Below are 18,343 nucleotides of genomic sequence, written 5' to 3'. Positions count from 1 at the left end.
ATGCAGCTCAACCTGCACCGGCTCTGGATCTTCATGACGGTCGTGGAGTGCGGCGGCTTCTCGGCCGCGGCGCAGAAGCTCTACCTCAGCCAACCGTCCGTGTCACACCAGGTCAGGCAGCTTGAGCAGGCGCTGCGCGCCACGCTGATCGACCGCAGCGGCGCCCGCATCAGGCTCACCCCCGAGGGCGAGGTGATGCTGGAGTACGCCAAGCGGGTGTTCCTGCTGGCCGACGAGGCCGTGGCCGCCATCCGGCAGGTCTCCGGGCTGCAGACCGGCAAGCTGGTCGCGGGAGGCACCACCACCGTCGGCACGTACCTCCTGCCGCCGTTGCTGGCCGCCTTCCGCGACCGTCATCCGGGCATCGAGCTCGGCATCCAGGTCGGCAACGGCCAGCGGGTCGAGCGCGGCCTGGTGGACGGCGAGATCGGCGTCGCGGTGCTGGCCGGCGAGCCCGGCGCGGCGCAGCTCGTCAGCGAGCCGATCCTGGAGGACCGGCTCGTCGTCATCACCCAGCCGGGCCACCGGCTGTCCAGCAGAGGCCGCGCCGAGCCCGCCGACCTGACGGGCGAGTTCTTCCTCATCCGCGAGCCCGGCTCCTCCACCCGCGAGCTGCAGGAGCAGGCGCTGGAGACGTGGGGGCTCGAAGAGGCCGGCCGCAGCGAGATCTGGGGCCCGGAGACGATCAAACAGGCGGTCGCCGCGGGGCTCGGCGTCTCGCTGGTGTCCGAGCACTGCGTCGAGCAGGAGCTCGCCGACGGGCGGCTGGCGGCCCTGGAGGTGCTGCCCGCGCCCCAGCCCCGCCCCATCGTGCTGGCCCATCGCCGTGACCGGCTGCTGGGGCCCGCCGAGCAGGCGTTCATCGCCATGCTGCGCAACGTCCGCAGCTGGCCGGGGATCAATCGCTTGAGGAGCATCTCTTGACATCCCTGCCCTCCCGGGCACAGGTCGTGATCATCGGTGGCGGCATCGCGGGCTGCAGCGTGGCCTACCACCTGGCCGAGCTGGGCTGGACCGACGTCGTGCTGCTCGAACAGGGACAGCTCTCCTGCGGCACCACCTGGCACGCCGCCGGGCTCGTCGGCCAGCTCCGCAACACCGAGAGCATGACCAGGCTGATCAAGTACAGCACCGACCTGTACGCCCGCCTGGAGGCCGAGACCGGCTTCGGCACCGGCTGGAGGCAGTGCGGCAGCGTCAGCGTGGCCCGCACCCCCGAGCGCATGACCCAGCTGCGGCGCACCGCGGCCGCCGCCCGGAACTACGGCATCCAGGCCGAGGTCGTCAGCCCGCGCGAGGCCGGCGAGCTGTGGCCGGTCATGCGCACCGACGACCTGGTGGGCGGCGTCTGGCTGCCCGGCGACGGCAAGGCCAACCCGTCGGACCTCACGCAGGCGCTGGCCAGGGGCGCCCAGCGGCACGGCGTCCAGGTGATCGAGCGGGTCCGCGTCACCGGCGTCACCGTGCGCGACGGCGCCGTGCGCGGCGTGCACACCTCCGAGGGCCACATCGAGACCGAGGTGCTGGTCAACTGCGCCGGACAGTGGGCCAAGGAGGTCGGCAGGATGGCCGGCGCGACCGTCCCGCTGCACTCGGCCGAGCACTACTACGTGGTGACCGAACGCATCCCCGGCGTGCGCCCCGACCTGCCCGTGCTGCGCGACCCCGACGGGTACGCCTACCTCAAGGAGGAGGTCGGCGGCCTGGTCGTGGGCGGCTTCGAGCCGGACGCCAAGCCCTGGGGCATGGACGGCATCCCCCACCCCTTCGAGTTCCAGCTCCTGGAGGAGGACTGGGACCAGTTCGCGATCATCATGGAGAACGCGATCCAGCGCGTCCCGGCGTTGGAGAGCGCCGGGGTCAGGATGTTCTACAACGGGCCGGAGAGCTTCACGCCCGACAACATGTTCCTGCTGGGCGAGACCCCCGAGGTGCGCGGCCTGTTCGTCGGCGCCGGGTTCAACTCTGCCGGCATCGCCTCGGCGGGCGGCGCCGGCCGCGCGCTGGCCGAGTGGATCGTGCACGGCGAGCCGACCGGCGACCTGTGGCCCGCCGACATCCGGCGTTTCGCCCGCTGGGCCGGCAACGACACCTGGCTGCGCGACCGGGTCACCGAGACGCTGGGGCTGCACTACGCGATGCCCTGGCCGGACCGGGAGCCGCGGACCGCCCGGCCGCTGCGCCGCTCGCCGGTGCACCACCTGCTGGCCGAGGCGGGGGCGTGCTTCGGATCGAAGATGGGCTGGGAGCGGGTCAACTACTTCGGGCCCGCCACGCCGTCCACGTTCGGGCGGCCGGGATGGCAGCCGTACGTGGACGCCGAGGTGGCGGCGTGCCGGAACGCGGCGGCGCTGTTCGAGCAGACCGCCTTCTCCAAGTTCGTCCTCAAGGGGCCCGAGGCCATGGAGGCGTTGCAGTGGCTGTGCACCGCCGACGTGGACGTCGAGCCCGGCCGGGTCGTCTACACCGGCCTGCTCAACGACCGGGGCGGCTACGAGTCGGATCTGACGGTGACGCGCGTGGCCGGCGACGAGTACCTGATCGTGACCGGCTCGGCCCAGACCACCAGGGACTTCGACCACATCTCCAAGGGCCTCGGCGACCGGCGGGCGGTCCTGGTGGACGTCACCGGCGCGTACGCGGTCTTCGGCGTGATGGGCCCCTCGTCCAGGACGATCCTGCAGTCGGTGTCGAAGTCCGACTTCTCCGCCTTCGACTTCGGCACGTCCCGCCTGGTCGACCTCGGCCACGCCACCGTACGCGCCACCCGCGTCACGTACGTGGGCGAGCTGGGCTGGGAGTTGTACGTGCCCGCCGAGTTCGCCGTCACCGTGCACGAGACCCTCATGGGCGCCGGCGGGCTGACCCAGGCCGGCCACTACGCCATCGAGGCCATGCGCATCGAGAAGGGCTACCGCGCCTGGGGCCGCGAGCTGGGCCCCGAGGTCACCCCCGCCGCCGCCGGACTGCGTTTCACCTGCAAGAAGAGCGGCGGCTACCGGGGAGCGCGGCACGCCTTGGAGACGCCGTCGCGCAGGGTAGTCTCGATCGTGCTGGACGACCCCGCCGCACACCTGTGGGGCGGCGAGTCCCTGCTGTCCGACGGCGTCCTGGTGGGCTACGTCACCTCGGCGGCCCACAGCCCCACGCTCGGCAGGTCCGTGGCGCTGGGCTTCGTCACCGAGGTCTCGCAGGAAGGCGGCGTCACGCTGGAGAAGGTGGCGGTCGACGTGGCCGGTGACCTGTACTCTGCCCAGATCAGCCTCAAGGCGCCCTACGATCCCACGTCCGCGAGAGTGAAGGCATGAGCAGCCACGCCGAGTACATCCTGACCCTGTCCTGCCCCGACCGCCCCGGCGTGGTGGCCGCCGTCTCCGGCCTGCTGGCGGTGCACGGGTGCAACATCATCGAGAGCCAGCAGTTCGGCGACCGGGTCGCTCAGCGGTTCTTCATGCGCGTGCAGTTCTCCGGCCCGCTCGGCGAGGACGAGCTGGGCGCCGCCTTCGCCGCCCTGGCCCCCGACTTCGCCATGGAGTTCAGGCTGCGCGACGTGGCCAGGAAGCCGCGCGTGCTGATCATGGTCAGCCGGTTCGACCACTGCCTCAACGACCTGCTCTACCGGGTCAGGTCGAAGACGCTCGGCATCGAGGTGGTCGCGGTCGCCTCCAACCACCCCGACCTGCGCCCGCTCACCCAGTCGTACGGCATCGACTACCACCACCTGCCGATCACGCCCGAGACCAAGCCGAGGCAGGAGGCCGAGGTGCTGGCGCTGGTCGAGCACTACCAGGTCGACCTGGTGGTGCTGGCCCGCTACATGCAGGTGCTGTCGGAGGACCTGTGCGAGAAGCTGGCCGGGCGGGCGATCAACATCCACCACTCGTTCCTGCCGTCGTTCAAGGGCGCCAAGCCCTACCACCAGGCCCACAACCGGGGCGTCAAGCTCATCGGCGCGACGGCCCACTATGTGACCTCCGACCTCGACGAGGGCCCGATCATCGAGCAGGAGGTCGCCCGGGTCAACCACAGCCACTCGCCGGACGACCTCGTGCGCATCGGGCGCGACGTGGAGTGCGTGGCGCTGGCCCGCGCGGTCCAGTGGCACGCCGAGCAGCGCGTCCTGCTCGACGGCCACAAGACCGTCGTCTTCCCCCGCTGACCTCTTCCCGAGGGGTTACGGGCGGTACGTCCCGAAGAACCAGGAGTTGCCTTCGGGGTCCTTGCAGCCGTACTCGCGCGAGCCGTACGGCTGGTCGGTGAGCTCCATGGTGATCACGGCCCCCGCGGCCCTGGCGTGGTCGTGATGGGCGTCGACGTCGTCGACCGCGATGTAGACGCCGGGCCCGCCCGGCTTCCCCCGGCCGATCATGATCAGGTCGTCCTCGACGAACAGCTCGGCGTGGTCGACGGCTCCGGACTCGTCCTTCGACGACTCGTGCACCCGGAACCCGAACGCCCCGGTCAGGAAGTCGAGCGCCGCCTGCGGGTGCTCGTAGCGGGCCAGTGCGTAGACAGTGCGTTTCATGACTCCAGCATGCGCGGCGGCCCGCCCGCGGGTCTTGGACGAATCTGACCGGGCGTGGTGCCGCCGAGCGCCCGGAACTCGCGGTTGAGATGGGCCTGGTCGTAGAAACCGCACTCGGCCGCGACCGCGGAGATCGGCCTGCCGGAGCGCAGCAGCCGTGCCGCCCGGCCGAACCTGATCACCCGGGCCGCAGTCTTGGGGGCCAGCCCGACCTGGTCGTGGAAGCGGGCCACCAGATGCCGGTGGCTCCAGCCCAGCGACGCGGCCAGCGACGACACGCCGAGCTGCCCGCCCGACTCCAGCAGCCGCGCCCACGCCCACGGCAGCTCGGGGCCCACCTGCGGCCCGGCCAGGATGCGCTCGGTCAGCAGCCGGTCGGTCAGGGCCAGCCGCTCCCGCCACGACGGCGTCGCGGCCAGCCGGTCGAGCAGCTCCCCGGCCCACGGCCCGAGCACGGCCTCCACCGGGACCACCCGGCTCGTCAGATGGCGCATCGGCAGCCCGTACAGCCGCCGCGCCCCGAACGGGGTGAGCACCACCTCCACGCCCTCGCAGGGCCCCTTGACGCGGGTGACCGCGAACCGGTCGGCGAGCCCGCCCGCGAACGCGCCGACCCGCTCCCCGTACGCCTCCATCGGCGCTCCGACGCCCAGGATGAGCACCGCCCCGGGAAGGGCGGCCTCGGCGCGCGTGACGGGCGCGGGATAGTGCTCGCTGTAGGCGCACAACTTGATGACGTACGGCCGCAGCGCAGCGCTGGGGACGGCCTCGACGATGGCCGGCCCCGGGCTGCTCATGCTCCCGACACTACAGACCGGTGTGCTCGGCGAGGAAGGTCAGCGTGTCGGCCGACAGGTCGACCGTCCGGCTCACCGAGCGGGCGCCGTGGCCCACCTCGGCCTCGTTGCGCAGCAGCACCGGCCGCCCGGCCGCCGAGGCGTGCTGCAACGCCGCGCACATCTTCCAGGCGTGCAGCGGGTGCACCCGCGTGTCGGACTGGAAGACGGTGAACAACGTCGCCGGGTAGGCCACCGACTCCTCGACCCGGTGGTAGGGCGAATACCCCCACAACCAGCCGAACTGCTCGGGGTCGTCGGCGCTGCCGTACTCGACGTTCCAGGTCGCGCCGAGGCCGAACTTCTCGTACCTGATCATGTCGAGCAGCGGCGCCGAGCAGACCACGGCCGCGTACAGGTCGGGGCGCTGCGTCAGCGCGGCGCCGACCAGCAGGCCGCCGTTGGAGCCGCCGGAGATGCCGAGCTGCTCGCGGGTGGTGACGCCGGTCTCGATGAGGTGCTCGGCCGCGGCGTGGAAGTCGTCGAACACGTTCTGCTTGTTGGCCAGCATGCCCGCGCGGTGCCAGTCCTCGCCCTCCTCGCCGCCGCCGCGCAGGTTGGCGATGGCGTAGACGCCGCCCGCCTCGACCCAGGCCAGGATCGAGGCCGAGTAGCCGGGGGTCATGGACAGGCCGAAGCCGCCGTAGCCGTAGAGGATCGTGGGCCGGGGGCCGGGCCGCTCGTCGGCGGGGGAGATGATCAGCATCCGGACGTCGGTGCCGTCCTTGGACCGGTACACCACCTGCGACGTGCGCACCGGCGGCACCTCGACCGCGCCCGGCGAGGCGGCCCACAGCGTGGTCTCGCCCGTGCGGGCGTCGTAGCGCTGGATCGTCGGCGGCGTGGTGTTGTCGGTGTAGCCGAACCACGCCTCGAAGCCGCCCTCGGGACGCTCGGAGATGCCGCCGATCGTGCCAAGCCCCGGCGTCGGCACCGAGCCGACGCGCTCGCCGGTCGCCAGGTCGTGGACGGTGATCTCGCTGATCGCGTGGCGGGTCCAGCCCACCAGCATGACCGGACGCTCCAGGTCGTCGAGGATCGCGAAGTCGGACAGCACCGCCTCGGGGTCCTCGGGGATCAGGTCGCGCCAGGTCTCGTAGCCGGGCTCGGCCGGGTCGGTCACGCACACCCGGCCGCGGGAGGCGTCCCTGTCGGTGTGGACGTAGAGCCGGCCGTCGCGGCCGAACACCAGGGCGGTCTGCGCGTCGACGCCCTCCTGCACGACCTTCAGGTCGGGGGAGTCGGCGGGCGAGGCGGTCAGGTCGGCCACCCACAGGTCGTTGCGCGGCGCGGTGCCCTCGTGCGCCGAGACCTGGAGCCAGTGGCCGTCGCGCGAGACGGAGACGCCGTAGTAGTTGGTCATCTTCAGCCCCTGGCCGAAGATCATCACGTCGTCCTCGGTCGAGGTGCCGACGCGGTGGAGGTAGACGCGGCGGTGGAACTGCGCCTCGTTCTCCGGCACCTCGGTGCGCGGCAGCCTGCGCACGTAGTAGAACGCCTCGCCGCCGGGCAGCCAGGCGATGGGGGAGTAGCGGCAGCGGTCGATCGGGCCCTCGACGCGCATCCCGGTCGCGACGTCCATGACGTAGAGGATCGACTCCTCGTCGCCGCCCACCGAGATCTGGTACGCCAGCAGCCGCCCTTCCTTGTCGGGCTGAACGGCGTCGAGCGTGGTGAGACCGGACGAGTCGATCTCCATCGGGTCGATCAGCGCCCGCTCGGTGCCGTCGGCCTCGACCACGTAGTAGACCGCGTGCTCCTGGTCGGGCGTGCGGCGGGAGAAGAACCGGCGCTCCCCGCGCCAGGCCGGAGCCCCCACCGAGCCGGACCGCAGCAGCTCGGCGATGCGGTCCTTGAACCGCTGCTCGCCGCGACTGGCGTTGAACAGCTCGGCCTGCGCGAGCAGCCACTCCTTGGTGTCCGGGCTGTCAGGGTCCTCCAGCCACCGATAGGGGTCGGGGACGGGCGTTTCGTGCAGGATGTCGACGACGTCTTCGCGGCGTGCCGTCGGATAAGGCTCTCGCGTCATGCCAGGAACCCTACTGCCAAGGTGGGGGCGTAAAGCGCTGGTGAAGCGGGCATAAAACGTAACGTGTGTCCCTCTGGTCATTCCGGCTTGAAGATTATGGGGTGGCGGGGACGCTACGGCTAACGCCAGACTTGGTGACAGGACGGTGCCGTGGTGACCATCCGCTGGACCGTCCGGCGGAGGTCCATGTGACGGAAGCACCAGTGCCCCAGGAGGGGCCGACAGGCGGGACATGCCACGGCATGTCCCCTTTGATACGCGCGCGGCAGGGAGAGGCCCGATGACGCGCCAGGTCCTGCTGCTCAACGCCACCTACGAGCCGCTCACCACGCTCTCGCTCCACCGGGCCATCGTGCTGGTGCTGCGGGAGAAGGCCGACGTCGTGCACCGCGACGGGCGGGGCGCCCAGCTCCGCTCGGCGAGTTGCACCCTCGACGTGCCTTCGGTGATCAGGCTCCGCAGATACGTCCGCATCCCCTACCGGTCCCGAATCCCGCTGACCAGGGCCGCCCTCATGCGGCGCGACGACTACCGCTGCGCCTACTGCGGGCAGCGGGCCGAGACCATCGACCACGTCATCCCGAGATCGCGCGGCGGCACCCACACGTGGGAGAACTGCGTCGCCTCGTGCACGACCTGCAACCACAGGAAGGCCGACAAATACCTGGAGGAGCTGGGATGGACGCTGCGCGTCCTCCCGGCGGTGCCGAGGGGCGCCCACTGGCGGCTCATCGGCGCCTCGCTCGTCGGCGATCCCCAATGGGCGCCCTACCTGGAGGCGGCGGCCTAGAAATCCCTTTTGAAGCCGGAGGCCACCGCCTGCCACCATGACGGGTATGTGGACCTTCACCTCCGATCCGGAGGAATTCGCCGCGGTCGCCGAGCCGTTTCTGCTCGGCGACCCGGTCGGCAACACGGTTCCGCTGACCGTCCTCGCCAACCTGCGTGCCGGCCATCCCGCCCAAGACCCCTTCTTCGCCTGGTGGACCGTCGAGGGCCAGGTGCGCGCCGCCGCCTTCCGCACGCCGCCCGCCCCCCTGAGCCTCACGCGCATGCCCGCCGAGGCCGTCGCCCCGCTGGTCGAGGCGCTCGGCGGCGACCTGCCCATGGTCGTGGGGCCGGTCGAGGTGACGTCCGAGGTCGTCCGGCTGCTCGGCGAGCCCGACCGGACGGTGTCCGAACGGCTCTACCGTCTCGGCGCGCTCGCCGTCCCATCCGTGCCCGGTCGCGGCCGGCTCGCCGGGCCCGGTGACTTCCCGCTGATGGTGAGCTGGTACCAGGCGTTCGGGACCGAGGTCGGGCTCGGTGAGGCGCACGACGTCGCCGAGCGGGTCGCCCAGCGGGTGGCCGGGCGCGAGCTGTTCGTGTGGGAGGCCGAGGGCGCGCCGGTCTCGGTGGCCGGGCTCGGCCGGGCGGCCGGCGGCGTGTGCCGCGTCGGACCGGTCTACACGCCGCCGTCGTGCCGCAGGAAGGGCTACGGGGCCGCGGTCACCGCGTACGCCAGCGAGGTGGCGCTGGCCGAGCGGTGCGCGCAGGTCGTGCTCTTCACCGACCTGGACAACCCGACCAGCAACGCCATCTACCGGTCGATCGGCTACGAACCCGTCTCCGACCATGCGCACCTGACCTACACCGGCTCCCGCTCACCGGCCACAGCGAGTTAGGCTTACCGCATGCCGCGTTACGACTTCCGCTGCCGCGCCTGCGGCTCCACGTTCGAGGTCTCCCGTCCCATGTCGGCCTCAGACGAGCCGGCGACCTGCCCGGAGGGCCACGGCGACACGGTCAAGCTGCTGTCCACCGTCTCCATGACCGGTGGCGCCGCCGCTCCCCGCCCGGCCGGCGGTGGTGGTGGCGGCTGCTGCGGCGGAGGTTGCTGCTCCTGACCGGCGGGCCCGGGTGAACGCCTCCACGGCGAGCCGGGCCGCCCGTTCCACGGTCGCCACGCCCGTCGCCATGTCCGGGCTGCGCTCCGACAACACGGCGATGAGCAGTTCGTGCCCGTTCAGCACGATCCGACCCACGCTGTTGACCGTCCACCGGCCGCCGTGCGCCTCGACCGGCAGCCAGCCGTTCTTGAGCGCCACCTCGCCGCCGGCGGCGCTGACGCCCCACGCCTGCGATCCGTCCACCGACGACATGAGCCCCAGCGCCCAGCGGCGGCTCGCGGCCGGCACCGGCCCGGCCGGGTCGGTGAGCTGCTCCAGCACCCGTACCTGGTCCGACGGGTGGCTGAGGGTCATGCCCCACGACAGGCCCGCGCCCGGCCTGGTGTCGCGCACCTCCAGCGCGCGCAGGACCCGGCTGAGCCCCTCCTGGCCGCCGACGGTCATGTACAGCTCGTGCGCGCTCTCGTTGTGGCTCTGGCGGATCATCCGGGAGGCGAGCCTGCGTTCGTACGCGCCGAGCCGCCGGTGCTCGCTCTGCCTGAGCAGCAGCAGGGCGAGCAGGATGTCCACCTTGGCCACGCTGGCCAGCACGAACGGCCTGCCCTCGGCGTAGGAGTACCGCACGCCCGTCGCGCGGTCGTAGACCGAGAGCGCCACCCGCCCAGGACGGCCCCGCAGCTGACGTTCCAGCGCCCGGTCGAGCGCCCGCCCCGTGGCCGGCGGCAGCAGGCGTTCCACGGTCACCGCCTGGCGGTGCGCCACGATCGGGAGCGGAGCCGGACGCGGGGCCGCCGAGCAGGCGGACACCACGACGGGCAGCAGTGCGGCGATGAGCGAGATCCCCCGGACGCGCATGTGCGCGAGCCTGTCACGCCCCGCACCAACGCCCGGGGGCCCGAGGGTCAAGCTTGCGGCAGGTTACGCCGCAGTGCTTCGCCCGCGGCTCACGCCGCAGGCGTCTCTTTGCGGCTCATGCCGCGGTGGTGCGCCGGCGGCGGCGCTGGAAGGGCAGGAACCGGTCGGCCAGGTGCGGCCGCGACGGGGTCAGGGTGGGCTCGACCGCGATGATGCGGTCGAACCGGAACGCCCTGATGGCCCGCCGCATCCGGCACACGCCGACCAGGTACCAGTATTCGCGGTGGACCAGGCAGGTCACCGGCTCGACGTCGCGGGAGGTGACGGCCCCCGAGGCGTCGCGGTAGTGGAGGCGGATCATGAGGCGGCTGGTGATGGCGTCGGCGATGAGCCTGGCCCGGGAGGCGGTCTCCACGGGCAGCGGCTCGGTCAGGGTCGCGAGCGTGGTCGCGATGACGTCGTCGTCGAGCTCCAGGTGCTCGAGCGCGTGTTGCAGGCCGCGCCGTGCGGCGACGGCCTGCGGGCCCGCTCCGAGGTGAGCGAGGGAGAGGGCGATGGCGGCGATCTCGGCGGTCGTCAGCGGGCGAGTCTCGTCCTTCACGACTGTCGTCATACCCCAAGAATAGGGACGACCACCGACAATTTTCGAAAATCTGTGCGGTGGACCCAAGGTCCACCGCACCCTAACTATCGGGACAGCTGCGACAGATCACGCGAGGCGCCGGTAGAGGCGGACGTGGTCATCGCCGCGTACGCCTGCAGCGCCACGCTCACCGGACGGTTGCGGTCGCGCGGCCGGTAGCCGCCCAGGTCGGCCAGCAGCCGCTCGCGCCGCGCGGCCAGCTCGGCCTCCGGCACGCGCAGCTCCATCGACCGGCCGGGGATGTCGATGTCGATGATGTCGCCGTCCTCGACCAGCGCGATCGTGCCGCCCTCGGCCGCCTCCGGCGAGGCGTGCCCGATCGACAGCCCGGACGTGCCGCCTGAGAAGCGGCCGTCGGTGACCAGCGCGCACGCCTTGCCCAGGCCCTTGCCCTTGAGGAACGAGGTCGGGTAGAGCATCTCCTGCATGCCGGGGCCGCCCTTGGGGCCCTCGTAGCGGATGACCACCACGTCGCCCTCCTTGACCTGCCCGCCGAGGATGCCCTCGACGGCCTGCTCCTGCGACTCGAACACCACCGCGGGCCCGCTGAACTTCCAGATCGACTCGTCGACCCCCGCGGTCTTCACCACCGCGCCGTCGCGCGAGATGTTGCCGTAGAGCACGGCCAGGCCGCCGTCGGCGCTGTAGGCGTGCTCGAGGTCGCGGATGCACCCCTGCGCCCGGTCGAGGTCGAGGGAGTCCCAGCGGTTGTCCTGCGAGTACGCCTTCACCGTGCGCACGTTGCCCGGCGCCGCGTGCCACAGCTCGACGGCCTCGGGCAGCACGGTCGGCGACTTGACGTCCCAGGCGGCCAGCGTGTCGGCCAGCGTGCCCCCGTTGACCGTGGGCACGTCGCGGTGCAGCAGCCCGGCCCGGTCGAGCTCGCCCAGGATGGCCGGGATGCCGCCGGCGCGGTGGACGTCCTCGACGTGGTACTTGTTGGTGGCCGGGGCGACCTTGCACAGGCACGGCACCCGCAGCGAGATCTCGTTGATCTCCTTGAGGCCGAAGTCGACCTCGGCCTCGCGGGCCGCGGCCAGGATGTGCAGGATCGTGTTGGTCGAGCCGCCCATCGCCACGTCGAGCGTCATGGCGTTCTCGAAGGCCGCGCGGGTGGCGACCGAGCGCGGCAGGACCGACTCGTCGCCGTCCTCGTAGTAGCGGCGGGTGATCTCGACGAGCTGGCGGCCGGCGTCCTCGAAGAGCTGCTTGCGCCGCTTGTGGGTGGCCAGGATCGTGCCGTTGCCGGGCAGGGCCAGGCCCATGGCCTCGGTCAGGCAGTTCATGGAGTTGGCGGTGAACATGCCCGAGCAGGACCCGCAGGTCGGGCAGGCGTTCTCCTCCATCTCCAGCAGCTCGTCGTCGGACACCGAGGCGTCGGCGGCGGCGACCATCGGGTCGACGAGGTCGAGCTTGCGGCCCGGCGTCTTGCCGGCCTCCATGGGGCCGCCGGAGACGAAGATCGTGGGGATGTTCAGCCGGAACGCGGCCAGCAGCATGCCCGGCGTGATCTTGTCGCAGTTGGAGACGCAGATCATCGCGTCGGCACAGTGGGCGTTGACCATGTACTCGACGGCGTCGGCGATCAGCTCGCGGGACGGCAGCGAGTAGAGCATGCCGCCGTGGCCCATCGCGATGCCGTCGTCGACGGCGATCGTGTTGAACTCGCGCGGGATCGCCCCCGCCTCGCGGATCGCGGCCGAGACCACGTCGCCGACCTCGCGCAGGTGCACGTGGCCCGGGACGAACTGGGTGAAGCTGTTGGCGACCGCGATGATGGGTTTGCCGAAGTCGCTCCCGGCTACGCCGGTCGCCCGGAGCAGGGCCCGGGCGCCGACCATGTTCCTGCCGTGGGTGACCGTACGTGACCTGAGGGCCGGCATTGTGCTTCTCCCATCATGAGGCGAGTCTTCACATGTTACGGCCACCCGCCCGGCACCTGAGACGCATGTCCACTCACCGGACAGCTCAGTCCGGCAACCGTACGGCCGCGAGCTGGGTCGCCTGGGCCACCAGCCGCCCCTTGGAGTCCCATACGTGGGCCACCTCGTCCATCCGGTCGCCGCCGACGTCGGTGGCCGACAGGCGGACCCTGATCGGGCCGGGGGCGGGCAGCCGGCGGATGTAGGCCGAGAGCTGAATCGTCGGCACCCAGCCGGACAGCCCGAGGTCGAACGAGACCGGCGGCACCGGGTCGAGCGCCACCAGCAGGCTCAGCGGGTCCCAGTCGGAGCCGTCGGCCAGACGCTGCCAGCTCGCGATCTCGCCCCGCCTGGTCGGCGCACCGAACGCGAACGCCAGATGGGCCGGATCGACGCGCTCCTCGACCACGGCCATCAGCGGGACGGGGAAGTCCGCGCCGGGCGGGTCGGTGGGCGCGAGGAAGCAGTCCTCCTCGGCCGGCAGCTCGACCGGCGGGAGCGAGGTCCACCAAGGGTCGCCGTCGTCCAGCACGCCGAGCGTGACGTGCGACTCGACGCGCACCCTGCCCTCCTGGGCCAGCGAGACCCGGACCTGGGCCAGGCTCCGGCCGATCCGCAGCGGCTCCACGCGCACGTCGGCCGGGCCGGGCACGGGCGGCTCGACGAAGGCGCCGCTCACGGCGGTCACGTGCGGGTGCCGCTCGCCGGCGCCGCTCTGGCAGGCGGCGCGGGCCAGCACCGCCAGCAGGTAGCCGCCGTGCAGCTTGGTGCCCACGCTCCACTGGGCGTCCAGCGTGGCGCCGAATTCGTCCGCGCCGCGGGCGACCAGCGCGGTCGCCTCCCCGAAAGTCCCCATTTTTCGCGATATCCCTTCCGCAGAAGGTCAGATTGACACCGTCAACCTGACGGCGTCAATGTGAGATCCATGACCGCTGCGAGACGTGTACGCGCCCGGCGCGGAGAAGGCGGCCTGCTGCGGGAGGAGATCCTGCGCGCGGCCGAGGACCTGCTGACCGAGTCCGGCAGCGAGGACGCCCTCACCCTGCGCGCCGTCGCCCACCGCGCCGGGGTGTCCACGCCCTCGGTCTACCTGCACTTCGCCGACCGGGAAGCGCTGCTGGAGGCCGTCTGCCTGCGCGTGTGGGGCGAGTTCGGCCGCATGTTCAGCGAGAACCTGACGGGCGACCCGTTCCTCGCGCTCGGCCGCTGCGGACGGGCCTACGCGCGCTTCGCCCTCGACCATCCCGTGCAGTACCGGGTGCTGATGATGCGGCCCTCGGCCGTGCAGGGCGTGCCGCCGGCCGCCGCCGCCTGTTTCCGCCACATGGTGGACGCCGTCGCCGCCTGCGTGGCGGCCCGCGTGCTCGAAGGCGACCCCGAGGAGCTGGCGCTCGGCCTCTGGTCGGCAGTGCACGGCTGCGTCTCGCTGCTCATCGCCCAGCCGTCCTTCCCCTGGCCCGAGGACCGGGAGGCGCTGATCGACCACATCGTCCGCATCGCCGGGGTGGGCACGGCGCTGCTGTCCCGCCTGCCGGACGCGCTGCCGCCCAGCGGCGTGCTGGCCGCCGAACTGGACGACTTCGGCGCCCGCCTGTCGGCGAGCGTGAAAAATCCCCGCGGAGCGTGACTCCGCGGGGTCGGCCGGCCGTCCTAGCCCTCGCCGTACCGGGCGGGCAGGACCTGGGCGGCGATGTCGTAGAGCCGGTCGATCTCGGCCGGGGTCAGCGCCCGCTCGCGCTTGGTGATCCACTTGCGGGCCCGGTCGCCCTGGTAGACGTCGACGCCGCGGATCGTCATGATCTTCCACGGCACGGGCGGACCGTAGATGGCCAGGGAGGGCACGACGACGACCTCCCGGCCGAACGCCTTGCTGATCAGCTCGCTGGCCTGGGACGCCTCCCACTTGGCCTCGGTCAGCCGCGGCTTCATGTCGAAGGGGCCGTGGAAGAGCTTCTTGCCCGACTGGACGCGGACGGGAAGCCGTTTGTCCCACTTCTCGGAGTCCACGGCGTAGACGCCGGTCGGCCCCACCACGAGGTGGTCGATCTGGGCCTCGCTGCCGGGGATCGCCCTGGCGTGCAGGGTGCGGTAGCCGCTGCGCTCCAGCCGGCGGAGCTGCCCCTCGGTACGCCGCTCGGCCACGGACGCGCGCCGCCACGCAGGCACCGTGGAGTGCGACCGCGCGCGGTAGACCGTTTCGAGTACGGCCGCGATCACCCCGGCGGTCACTCCCAGACGCCAGTCGCGCAGCAGGAAACCCACCACGATCGCCACGCCGATCGCCACGAGCGCGCGGTTGCGCAGGCGGCGGAACCGCGGCTCCTGGAGCAGGTCACGCACGGACGCGCGTTCCACGGGCGCGTAGGTGGTGGTGGGCGCCGATGGTGTCGCGGCGGCGGTGCGCTCGCCCTCTGGCCGGTCGCTCACCCAGATGGGTGACGCGTTGTGACCGTCTTCTCGCTGGTTGTCGGAGTCCACGTAACTCACCGTAGCTCGGAGATCGGAATGATTCCTAGTGTTGACCTGTCCATAGTTTTATGGCCCAGCTCATCGTGTTCCACTCATGTTTTTGGGGTATGTCTTACGTTCTTCTCTAGAGATGCCTAGTGTGCCGATCGTGCGAGAAATTCATGAGCTTTCCGCGCTCGAGCAGGCCCGGGCCGTCCGCGACCGTGACGTCTCGCCGGTCGAGCTCGCCCAGCACTATCTCGACCGGATCGAGCGGATCGACCCCTCGGTCGGCGCGTACGTCACCGTGACCGCCGAGCAGGCGCTCGACCAGGCGCGCCGCCTGGAGAAGGACCTGCCTGACGGCCCGCTGGCCGGGGTGCCGATCCCGGTCAAGGACCTCAATCTGGTCAAGGACGTGCCGATCACCTTCGGGTCGGCGGCCTACCGGGGCTTCGTCGCGCCGGTGGACGACACGGTCGTGACGCGGCTGCGCGAGGCCGGCACGGTCATGCTGGGCAAGACCGCCACCCCCGAGTTCGGGCTGCCCTGCTACACCGAGACCGACGTCTCGCCGCCCGCCCGCTCGCCCTGGGACCTCGGCACGTCGGCCGGCGGGTCCAGCGGGGGAGCGGCCGCCGCCGTGGCCGCCGGGCTGGCGCCGGCCGCCCAGGGCAGCGACGGCGCGGGCTCGATCCGCATCCCGGCCTCGGCGTGCGGCCTGTACGGCATCAAGCCCACCCGCGGCCGGATCAGCTTCGCCCCGATCATCCCCGACCTGGCCGGCATGTCCACGAACGGCCCGATCGCCCGTACCGTGGCCGACGCGGCGGCCCTGCTCGACGTCATGGCGCACAACGAGCCCGGCGACCTCTACCTCGCGCCCCGGCACGAGGGCACGTACCTCGCCTGCGCCGGCCGCGACCCCGGACGGCTGCGCATCGCCCGCTACGCCGACCCCGTCGTGCCGGGGGCCGAGGTCGATCCCGAGGTGCTGGCCGCGTACGAGGGCGCCGCCGAGACCCTCGCCGGCCTCGGGCACGAGGTCGTGGAGATCCCCAGGCCGTTCGGCGCGGACCTCGTGCCGCAGTTCGTCACCCTCTGGTACACCTTCGCCTGCATGCACCCGGTCGCCGACGACCAGCGGCACCTGCTCAGGCCGCTCACCCGGTGGCTGCGCGAGCGCGGCCTGGCCACCACCGCCCCCGCGTTCCTCCAGGCCCAGGCCGCCCTCCAGCTCGCCACCCGGGGCGCGCTCACGATCACGAACGCCTACGACGCGGTGCTCACCCCGACCCTCACCCAGCCGCCCAGGCCGGTCGGCTGGTTCGAGGACGTGGACGAGGTCGAGGAGACGTTCGAACGCATGAAGCGCTTCGCCGCCTTCCCGGCGATCTACAACGTCAGCGGCCAGCCCGCGGTCAACCTGCCGCTGCACTGGAGCGCCGAGGGCCTGCCGATCGGCGTCATGCTGGCCGGGCGGATCGGCGGCGAGGGCACCCTGATCTCGCTGTCGGCCCAGGTCGAGGCGGCCGTGGGCGGGTTCTGGGGCGAGCGGCGGCCGTCCGTCTGGTAGAAGGGCCGCGGTACGGGTCTGGCCGGGCACCCGCCTGAGGATTACGTTCGTCGTGTGAACAGCGCGGCGGAAAGTCTGCTCTTTCTCATCGGGGTGTCCTTGGGGCTGTTCGTACTGATCAGCCTGGTGGTCATGGTGGCGGGGCGGGGCTCGTCCCGGGTGGTGGAGCCGGGCCCGGTGTGGCTGGGCGGGCCGTCCGGGAGCGAGCACGGCGCGAGCACCTCGGCACGGGTGCTGGCCGACGGCGTCGCGCCCTGGGCCCGGACACCCGAACCCGACTGGGCAGCCGCAGCCGCAGCCGCAGCCGCCGACCCGGACGGACGCCTCGGCGGCGCTTCGGCGGGCTGGTGACGTTGCGATGCCCTCCATGAAGCGCCCCTCGAACCAGCCCGCAGATCAGCCCTCCGAGCAGCCACCGACACAACCCTCGGAACAGCCCTCGGAACAGCCCTCGGAGGGGACACCAGCGCAGGCATCGGAGCGGTCCTCGGAACAGCCCTCAGAAGGGGCACCGGCGCAGGCGCCAGAGCGGCCCTTGGAGGGAGCTCAGGCGCTGGCGTCAGAGCGGCCCTCGGAGCGGCTCTCGGAGGGAACTCCGGCGCAGGAGTCCAAGCGGCCCTTGGAGCGGTCCTCGGAGGGGGCCTCGGCGCAGGCGTCGGAGCGGCCCTTGGAGCAGGCACCGACACAGGCTTCGGCGCAGGCACCGAAGCGGGCGCTGACTCGGGTGCCGAGGCGGGCGCTGACGACGGCTCAGGTCGACGATCTCAGGAGGGCCGTCCAGAGAGCCGAGCGGCGCAGCGGGTTGCGCTTCGGCGTGTTTCTGGGCGAGCCGGTCGGCGCGCGACGGCACTTCGCCGAGCGCCTGCACGCCGCCCTGGGCGCCGAGTCGGCCGACGCCGTGGTGGTGTACGTCGATCCGGCGGGGCACGCCCTGGAAATCGTGACCGGCGCGAACGCGAGGCGGCGGCTGAGTGACGGTGCCTGCCGGCTCACCGCCCTGTCGATGGCCACCGCCTTCAGCGCGGGCGACCTGATCGGCGGCCTGCTGTACGGCATCACCGCCCTCGGCGACCAGGCCGCCCGTCAGCACTGACCCGCCCCTCCGAACCCGGGCGCGCCGCCCTTGCCGGCTCGGTCGCACAGGTGCCCTACATGCTCAGACGCGGCACCCTGCACCCAGGGCACTGCCCCTTCGGCTCGCCGAGCTGTCGCCCACCGCCCTTCGGGGCCGGGGCACCGTATCCTTCGGGGCAGACACGCTGTCGTCCGGCACCCTGCGGCCCCGGGCACGCCGCACCCGTCGTCCCAAATGCGCTGTGCCATGCTGCGGCCTCAGGGGTACGGTCCTTTCGGGTCCGGGTGTGCTGCATCTTCGGCTCAGTTGCGCCGTGCCTGGCGGCGGTCAGGCGTTCCGTCCCCTCGAACGCGCGGGTGCCGCCCCCTCGGACTCGTCCCCTCAAATCCCGCGCTGCCGCAGCCGTCGGCTCAGGGATGCTGTACCTGGGGCAGGCTCAGGGGTGCGGGCCCGGGCGTGCTGCATCTTCGGCTCAGGTGCGCTGTGCTCTGCGGCGGTTGGGCGCGACGCCCCCTCGGGCCTGAGGGGAACGCTGCCGTCGGCTC

17 protein-coding genes are annotated in these 18,343 nt (G+C 72.1%); 10 read left to right on the top strand and 7 right to left on the bottom strand.

The features are described from left to right. From ABZ459_RS37005 to purU, 3 genes are read left to right on the top strand one after another with little or no spacing between them, the layout of a single operon-like run. Positions 1 to 924, top strand: coding sequence for a LysR family transcriptional regulator (locus ABZ459_RS37005; protein ID WP_357980549.1), 924 nt, complete (start codon positions 1 to 3; stop codon positions 922 to 924). Beyond that, the gene (locus tag ABZ459_RS37000; protein ID WP_357980546.1) at positions 921 to 3,308 is read left to right on the top strand and encodes an FAD-dependent oxidoreductase; all 2,388 of its coding nucleotides are present in this window, start codon (positions 921 to 923) and stop codon (positions 3,306 to 3,308) included. The genes ABZ459_RS37005 and ABZ459_RS37000 overlap by 4 nt, the downstream gene beginning before the upstream one ends. Then, entirely contained in the window at positions 3,305 to 4,159 is an 855-nt protein-coding gene (purU, locus tag ABZ459_RS36995; protein ID WP_357980543.1) for a formyltetrahydrofolate deformylase, read from the top strand. The genes ABZ459_RS37000 and purU overlap by 4 nt, the downstream gene beginning before the upstream one ends. Positions 4,160 to 4,174: 15 nt before the next feature. Here purU and ABZ459_RS36990 read toward each other — a convergent pair whose 3' ends face one another. The 3 genes from ABZ459_RS36990 to ABZ459_RS36980 are packed head-to-tail and all read right to left on the bottom strand — an operon-like array spanning position 4,175 to position 7,390. After that, positions 4,175 to 4,525 carry a VOC family protein gene (locus tag ABZ459_RS36990; RefSeq protein ID WP_357980540.1) on the bottom strand — a complete coding sequence of 117 codons (351 nt, stop codon included), beginning with the start codon at positions 4,523 to 4,525 and terminating at the stop codon, positions 4,175 to 4,177. Continuing rightward, the gene (locus ABZ459_RS36985) at positions 4,522 to 5,322 is read right to left on the bottom strand and encodes an AraC family transcriptional regulator (RefSeq protein ID WP_357980537.1); all 801 of its coding nucleotides are present in this window, start codon (positions 5,320 to 5,322) and stop codon (positions 4,522 to 4,524) included. Before ABZ459_RS36985 ends, ABZ459_RS36990 begins: the two co-directional genes overlap by 4 nt. Positions 5,323 to 5,332: 10 nt before the next feature. Continuing rightward, a complete protein-coding gene (locus ABZ459_RS36980) occupies positions 5,333 to 7,390 on the bottom strand; it encodes a prolyl oligopeptidase family serine peptidase (protein WP_357980534.1) in 2,058 nt (685 codons plus the stop codon). A 280-nt stretch (positions 7,391 to 7,670) separates the two neighbouring features. Here ABZ459_RS36980 and ABZ459_RS36975 point away from each other — a divergent pair, with 280 nt between their 5' ends. The 3 genes from ABZ459_RS36975 to ABZ459_RS36965 are packed head-to-tail and all read left to right on the top strand — an operon-like array spanning position 7,671 to position 9,276. Further along, positions 7,671 to 8,180: an HNH endonuclease gene (locus ABZ459_RS36975; RefSeq protein ID WP_352322827.1), complete on the top strand. Its 510-nt coding sequence runs from the start codon at positions 7,671 to 7,673 to the stop codon at positions 8,178 to 8,180. 46 nt (positions 8,181 to 8,226) lie between these two features. Then, on the top strand, positions 8,227 to 9,054 hold the full coding sequence (locus ABZ459_RS36970; RefSeq protein WP_357980532.1) for a GNAT family N-acetyltransferase: 828 nt from the start codon (positions 8,227 to 8,229) through the stop codon (positions 9,052 to 9,054). A gap of 9 nt (positions 9,055 to 9,063) precedes the next feature. Further along, a complete protein-coding gene (locus tag ABZ459_RS36965) occupies positions 9,064 to 9,276 on the top strand; it encodes a zinc ribbon domain-containing protein (RefSeq protein WP_357980529.1) in 213 nt (70 codons plus the stop codon). A 973-nt stretch (positions 9,277 to 10,249) separates the two neighbouring features. On the opposite strand, the gene ABZ459_RS36960 is transcribed toward ABZ459_RS36965, so the two are convergent. The 3 genes from ABZ459_RS36960 to ABZ459_RS36950 all read right to left on the bottom strand — a co-directional run bounded on the left by ABZ459_RS36960 (position 10,250) and on the right by ABZ459_RS36950 (position 13,555). Next, the gene (locus tag ABZ459_RS36960) at positions 10,250 to 10,747 is read right to left on the bottom strand and encodes a WYL domain-containing protein (protein WP_357980526.1); all 498 of its coding nucleotides are present in this window, start codon (positions 10,745 to 10,747) and stop codon (positions 10,250 to 10,252) included. 74 nt (positions 10,748 to 10,821) lie between these two features. Then, complete coding sequence (gene ilvD, locus ABZ459_RS36955; protein WP_357980523.1) at positions 10,822 to 12,660, bottom strand: dihydroxy-acid dehydratase; 1,839 nt, start codon at positions 12,658 to 12,660, stop codon at positions 10,822 to 10,824. An 85-nt stretch (positions 12,661 to 12,745) separates the two neighbouring features. Beyond that, positions 12,746 to 13,555, bottom strand: a complete 810-nt coding sequence (locus ABZ459_RS36950) for a thioesterase family protein (RefSeq protein WP_357980521.1) — start codon at positions 13,553 to 13,555, stop codon at positions 12,746 to 12,748. A gap of 69 nt (positions 13,556 to 13,624) precedes the next feature. On the opposite strand from ABZ459_RS36950, the gene ABZ459_RS36945 reads away from it, so the two are divergent. Further along, positions 13,625 to 14,326 (top strand): TetR/AcrR family transcriptional regulator, encoded by a 702-nt coding sequence (locus tag ABZ459_RS36945; protein WP_357980519.1) that lies wholly within the window; start codon positions 13,625 to 13,627, stop codon positions 14,324 to 14,326. A 23-nt stretch (positions 14,327 to 14,349) separates the two neighbouring features. Here the strand turns inward: ABZ459_RS36945 and ABZ459_RS36940 are convergent, their stop codons facing one another. Then, complete coding sequence (locus tag ABZ459_RS36940) at positions 14,350 to 15,177, bottom strand: nuclease-related domain-containing protein (RefSeq protein WP_357980516.1); 828 nt, start codon at positions 15,175 to 15,177, stop codon at positions 14,350 to 14,352. Between the two features lie 139 nt (positions 15,178 to 15,316). Between ABZ459_RS36940 and ABZ459_RS36935 the strand changes: the two genes are divergently transcribed. The 3 genes from ABZ459_RS36935 to ABZ459_RS36925 all read left to right on the top strand — a co-directional run bounded on the left by ABZ459_RS36935 (position 15,317) and on the right by ABZ459_RS36925 (position 17,816). After that, entirely contained in the window at positions 15,317 to 16,723 is a 1,407-nt protein-coding gene (locus tag ABZ459_RS36935) for an amidase (RefSeq protein WP_357980513.1), read from the top strand. 54 nt (positions 16,724 to 16,777) lie between these two features. Continuing rightward, entirely contained in the window at positions 16,778 to 17,074 is a 297-nt protein-coding gene (locus ABZ459_RS36930) for a hypothetical protein (RefSeq protein WP_357980510.1), read from the top strand. Between the two features lie 373 nt (positions 17,075 to 17,447). Beyond that, complete coding sequence (locus tag ABZ459_RS36925; RefSeq protein ID WP_357980507.1) at positions 17,448 to 17,816, top strand: DUF5130 family protein; 369 nt, start codon at positions 17,448 to 17,450, stop codon at positions 17,814 to 17,816. The last annotated feature ends 527 nt before the right edge of the window (positions 17,817 to 18,343 follow it).

This window comes from Nonomuraea sp. NPDC005692 (assembly GCF_040631115.1).
GTDB lineage: Bacteria > Actinomycetota > Actinomycetes > Streptosporangiales > Streptosporangiaceae > Nonomuraea.
This window is presented reverse-complemented; position numbering and strand designations above follow the sequence as displayed.

Bases quoted from the DNA above. Each gene is read 5' to 3' on its own strand.
- ABZ459_RS36975 (WP_352322827.1), top strand. From the start codon at position 7,671: ATGACGCGCCAGGTCCTGCTGCTCAACGCCACCTACGAGCCGCTCACC.
- ABZ459_RS36945 (WP_357980519.1), top strand. From the start codon at position 13,625: ATGACCGCTGCGAGACGTGTACGCGCCCGGCGCGGAGAAGGCGGCCTG.
- ABZ459_RS37005 (WP_357980549.1), top strand. From the start codon at position 1: ATGCAGCTCAACCTGCACCGGCTCTGGATCTTCATGACGGTCGTGGAG.
- ilvD (WP_357980523.1), bottom strand. From the start codon at position 12,660: ATGCCGGCCCTCAGGTCACGTACGGTCACCCACGGCAGGAACATGGTC.
- ABZ459_RS36960 (WP_357980526.1), bottom strand. From the start codon at position 10,747: ATGACGACAGTCGTGAAGGACGAGACTCGCCCGCTGACGACCGCCGAG.
- ABZ459_RS36985 (WP_357980537.1), bottom strand. From the start codon at position 5,322: ATGAGCAGCCCGGGGCCGGCCATCGTCGAGGCCGTCCCCAGCGCTGCG.
- ABZ459_RS36950 (WP_357980521.1), bottom strand. From the start codon at position 13,555: ATGGGGACTTTCGGGGAGGCGACCGCGCTGGTCGCCCGCGGCGCGGAC.
- ABZ459_RS36980 (WP_357980534.1), bottom strand. From the start codon at position 7,390: ATGACGCGAGAGCCTTATCCGACGGCACGCCGCGAAGACGTCGTCGAC.
- ABZ459_RS36965 (WP_357980529.1), top strand. From the start codon at position 9,064: ATGCCGCGTTACGACTTCCGCTGCCGCGCCTGCGGCTCCACGTTCGAG.
- ABZ459_RS36990 (WP_357980540.1), bottom strand. From the start codon at position 4,525: ATGAAACGCACTGTCTACGCACTGGCCCGCTACGAGCACCCGCAGGCG.
- ABZ459_RS36970 (WP_357980532.1), top strand. From the start codon at position 8,227: ATGTGGACCTTCACCTCCGATCCGGAGGAATTCGCCGCGGTCGCCGAG.
- purU (WP_357980543.1), top strand. From the start codon at position 3,305: ATGAGCAGCCACGCCGAGTACATCCTGACCCTGTCCTGCCCCGACCGC.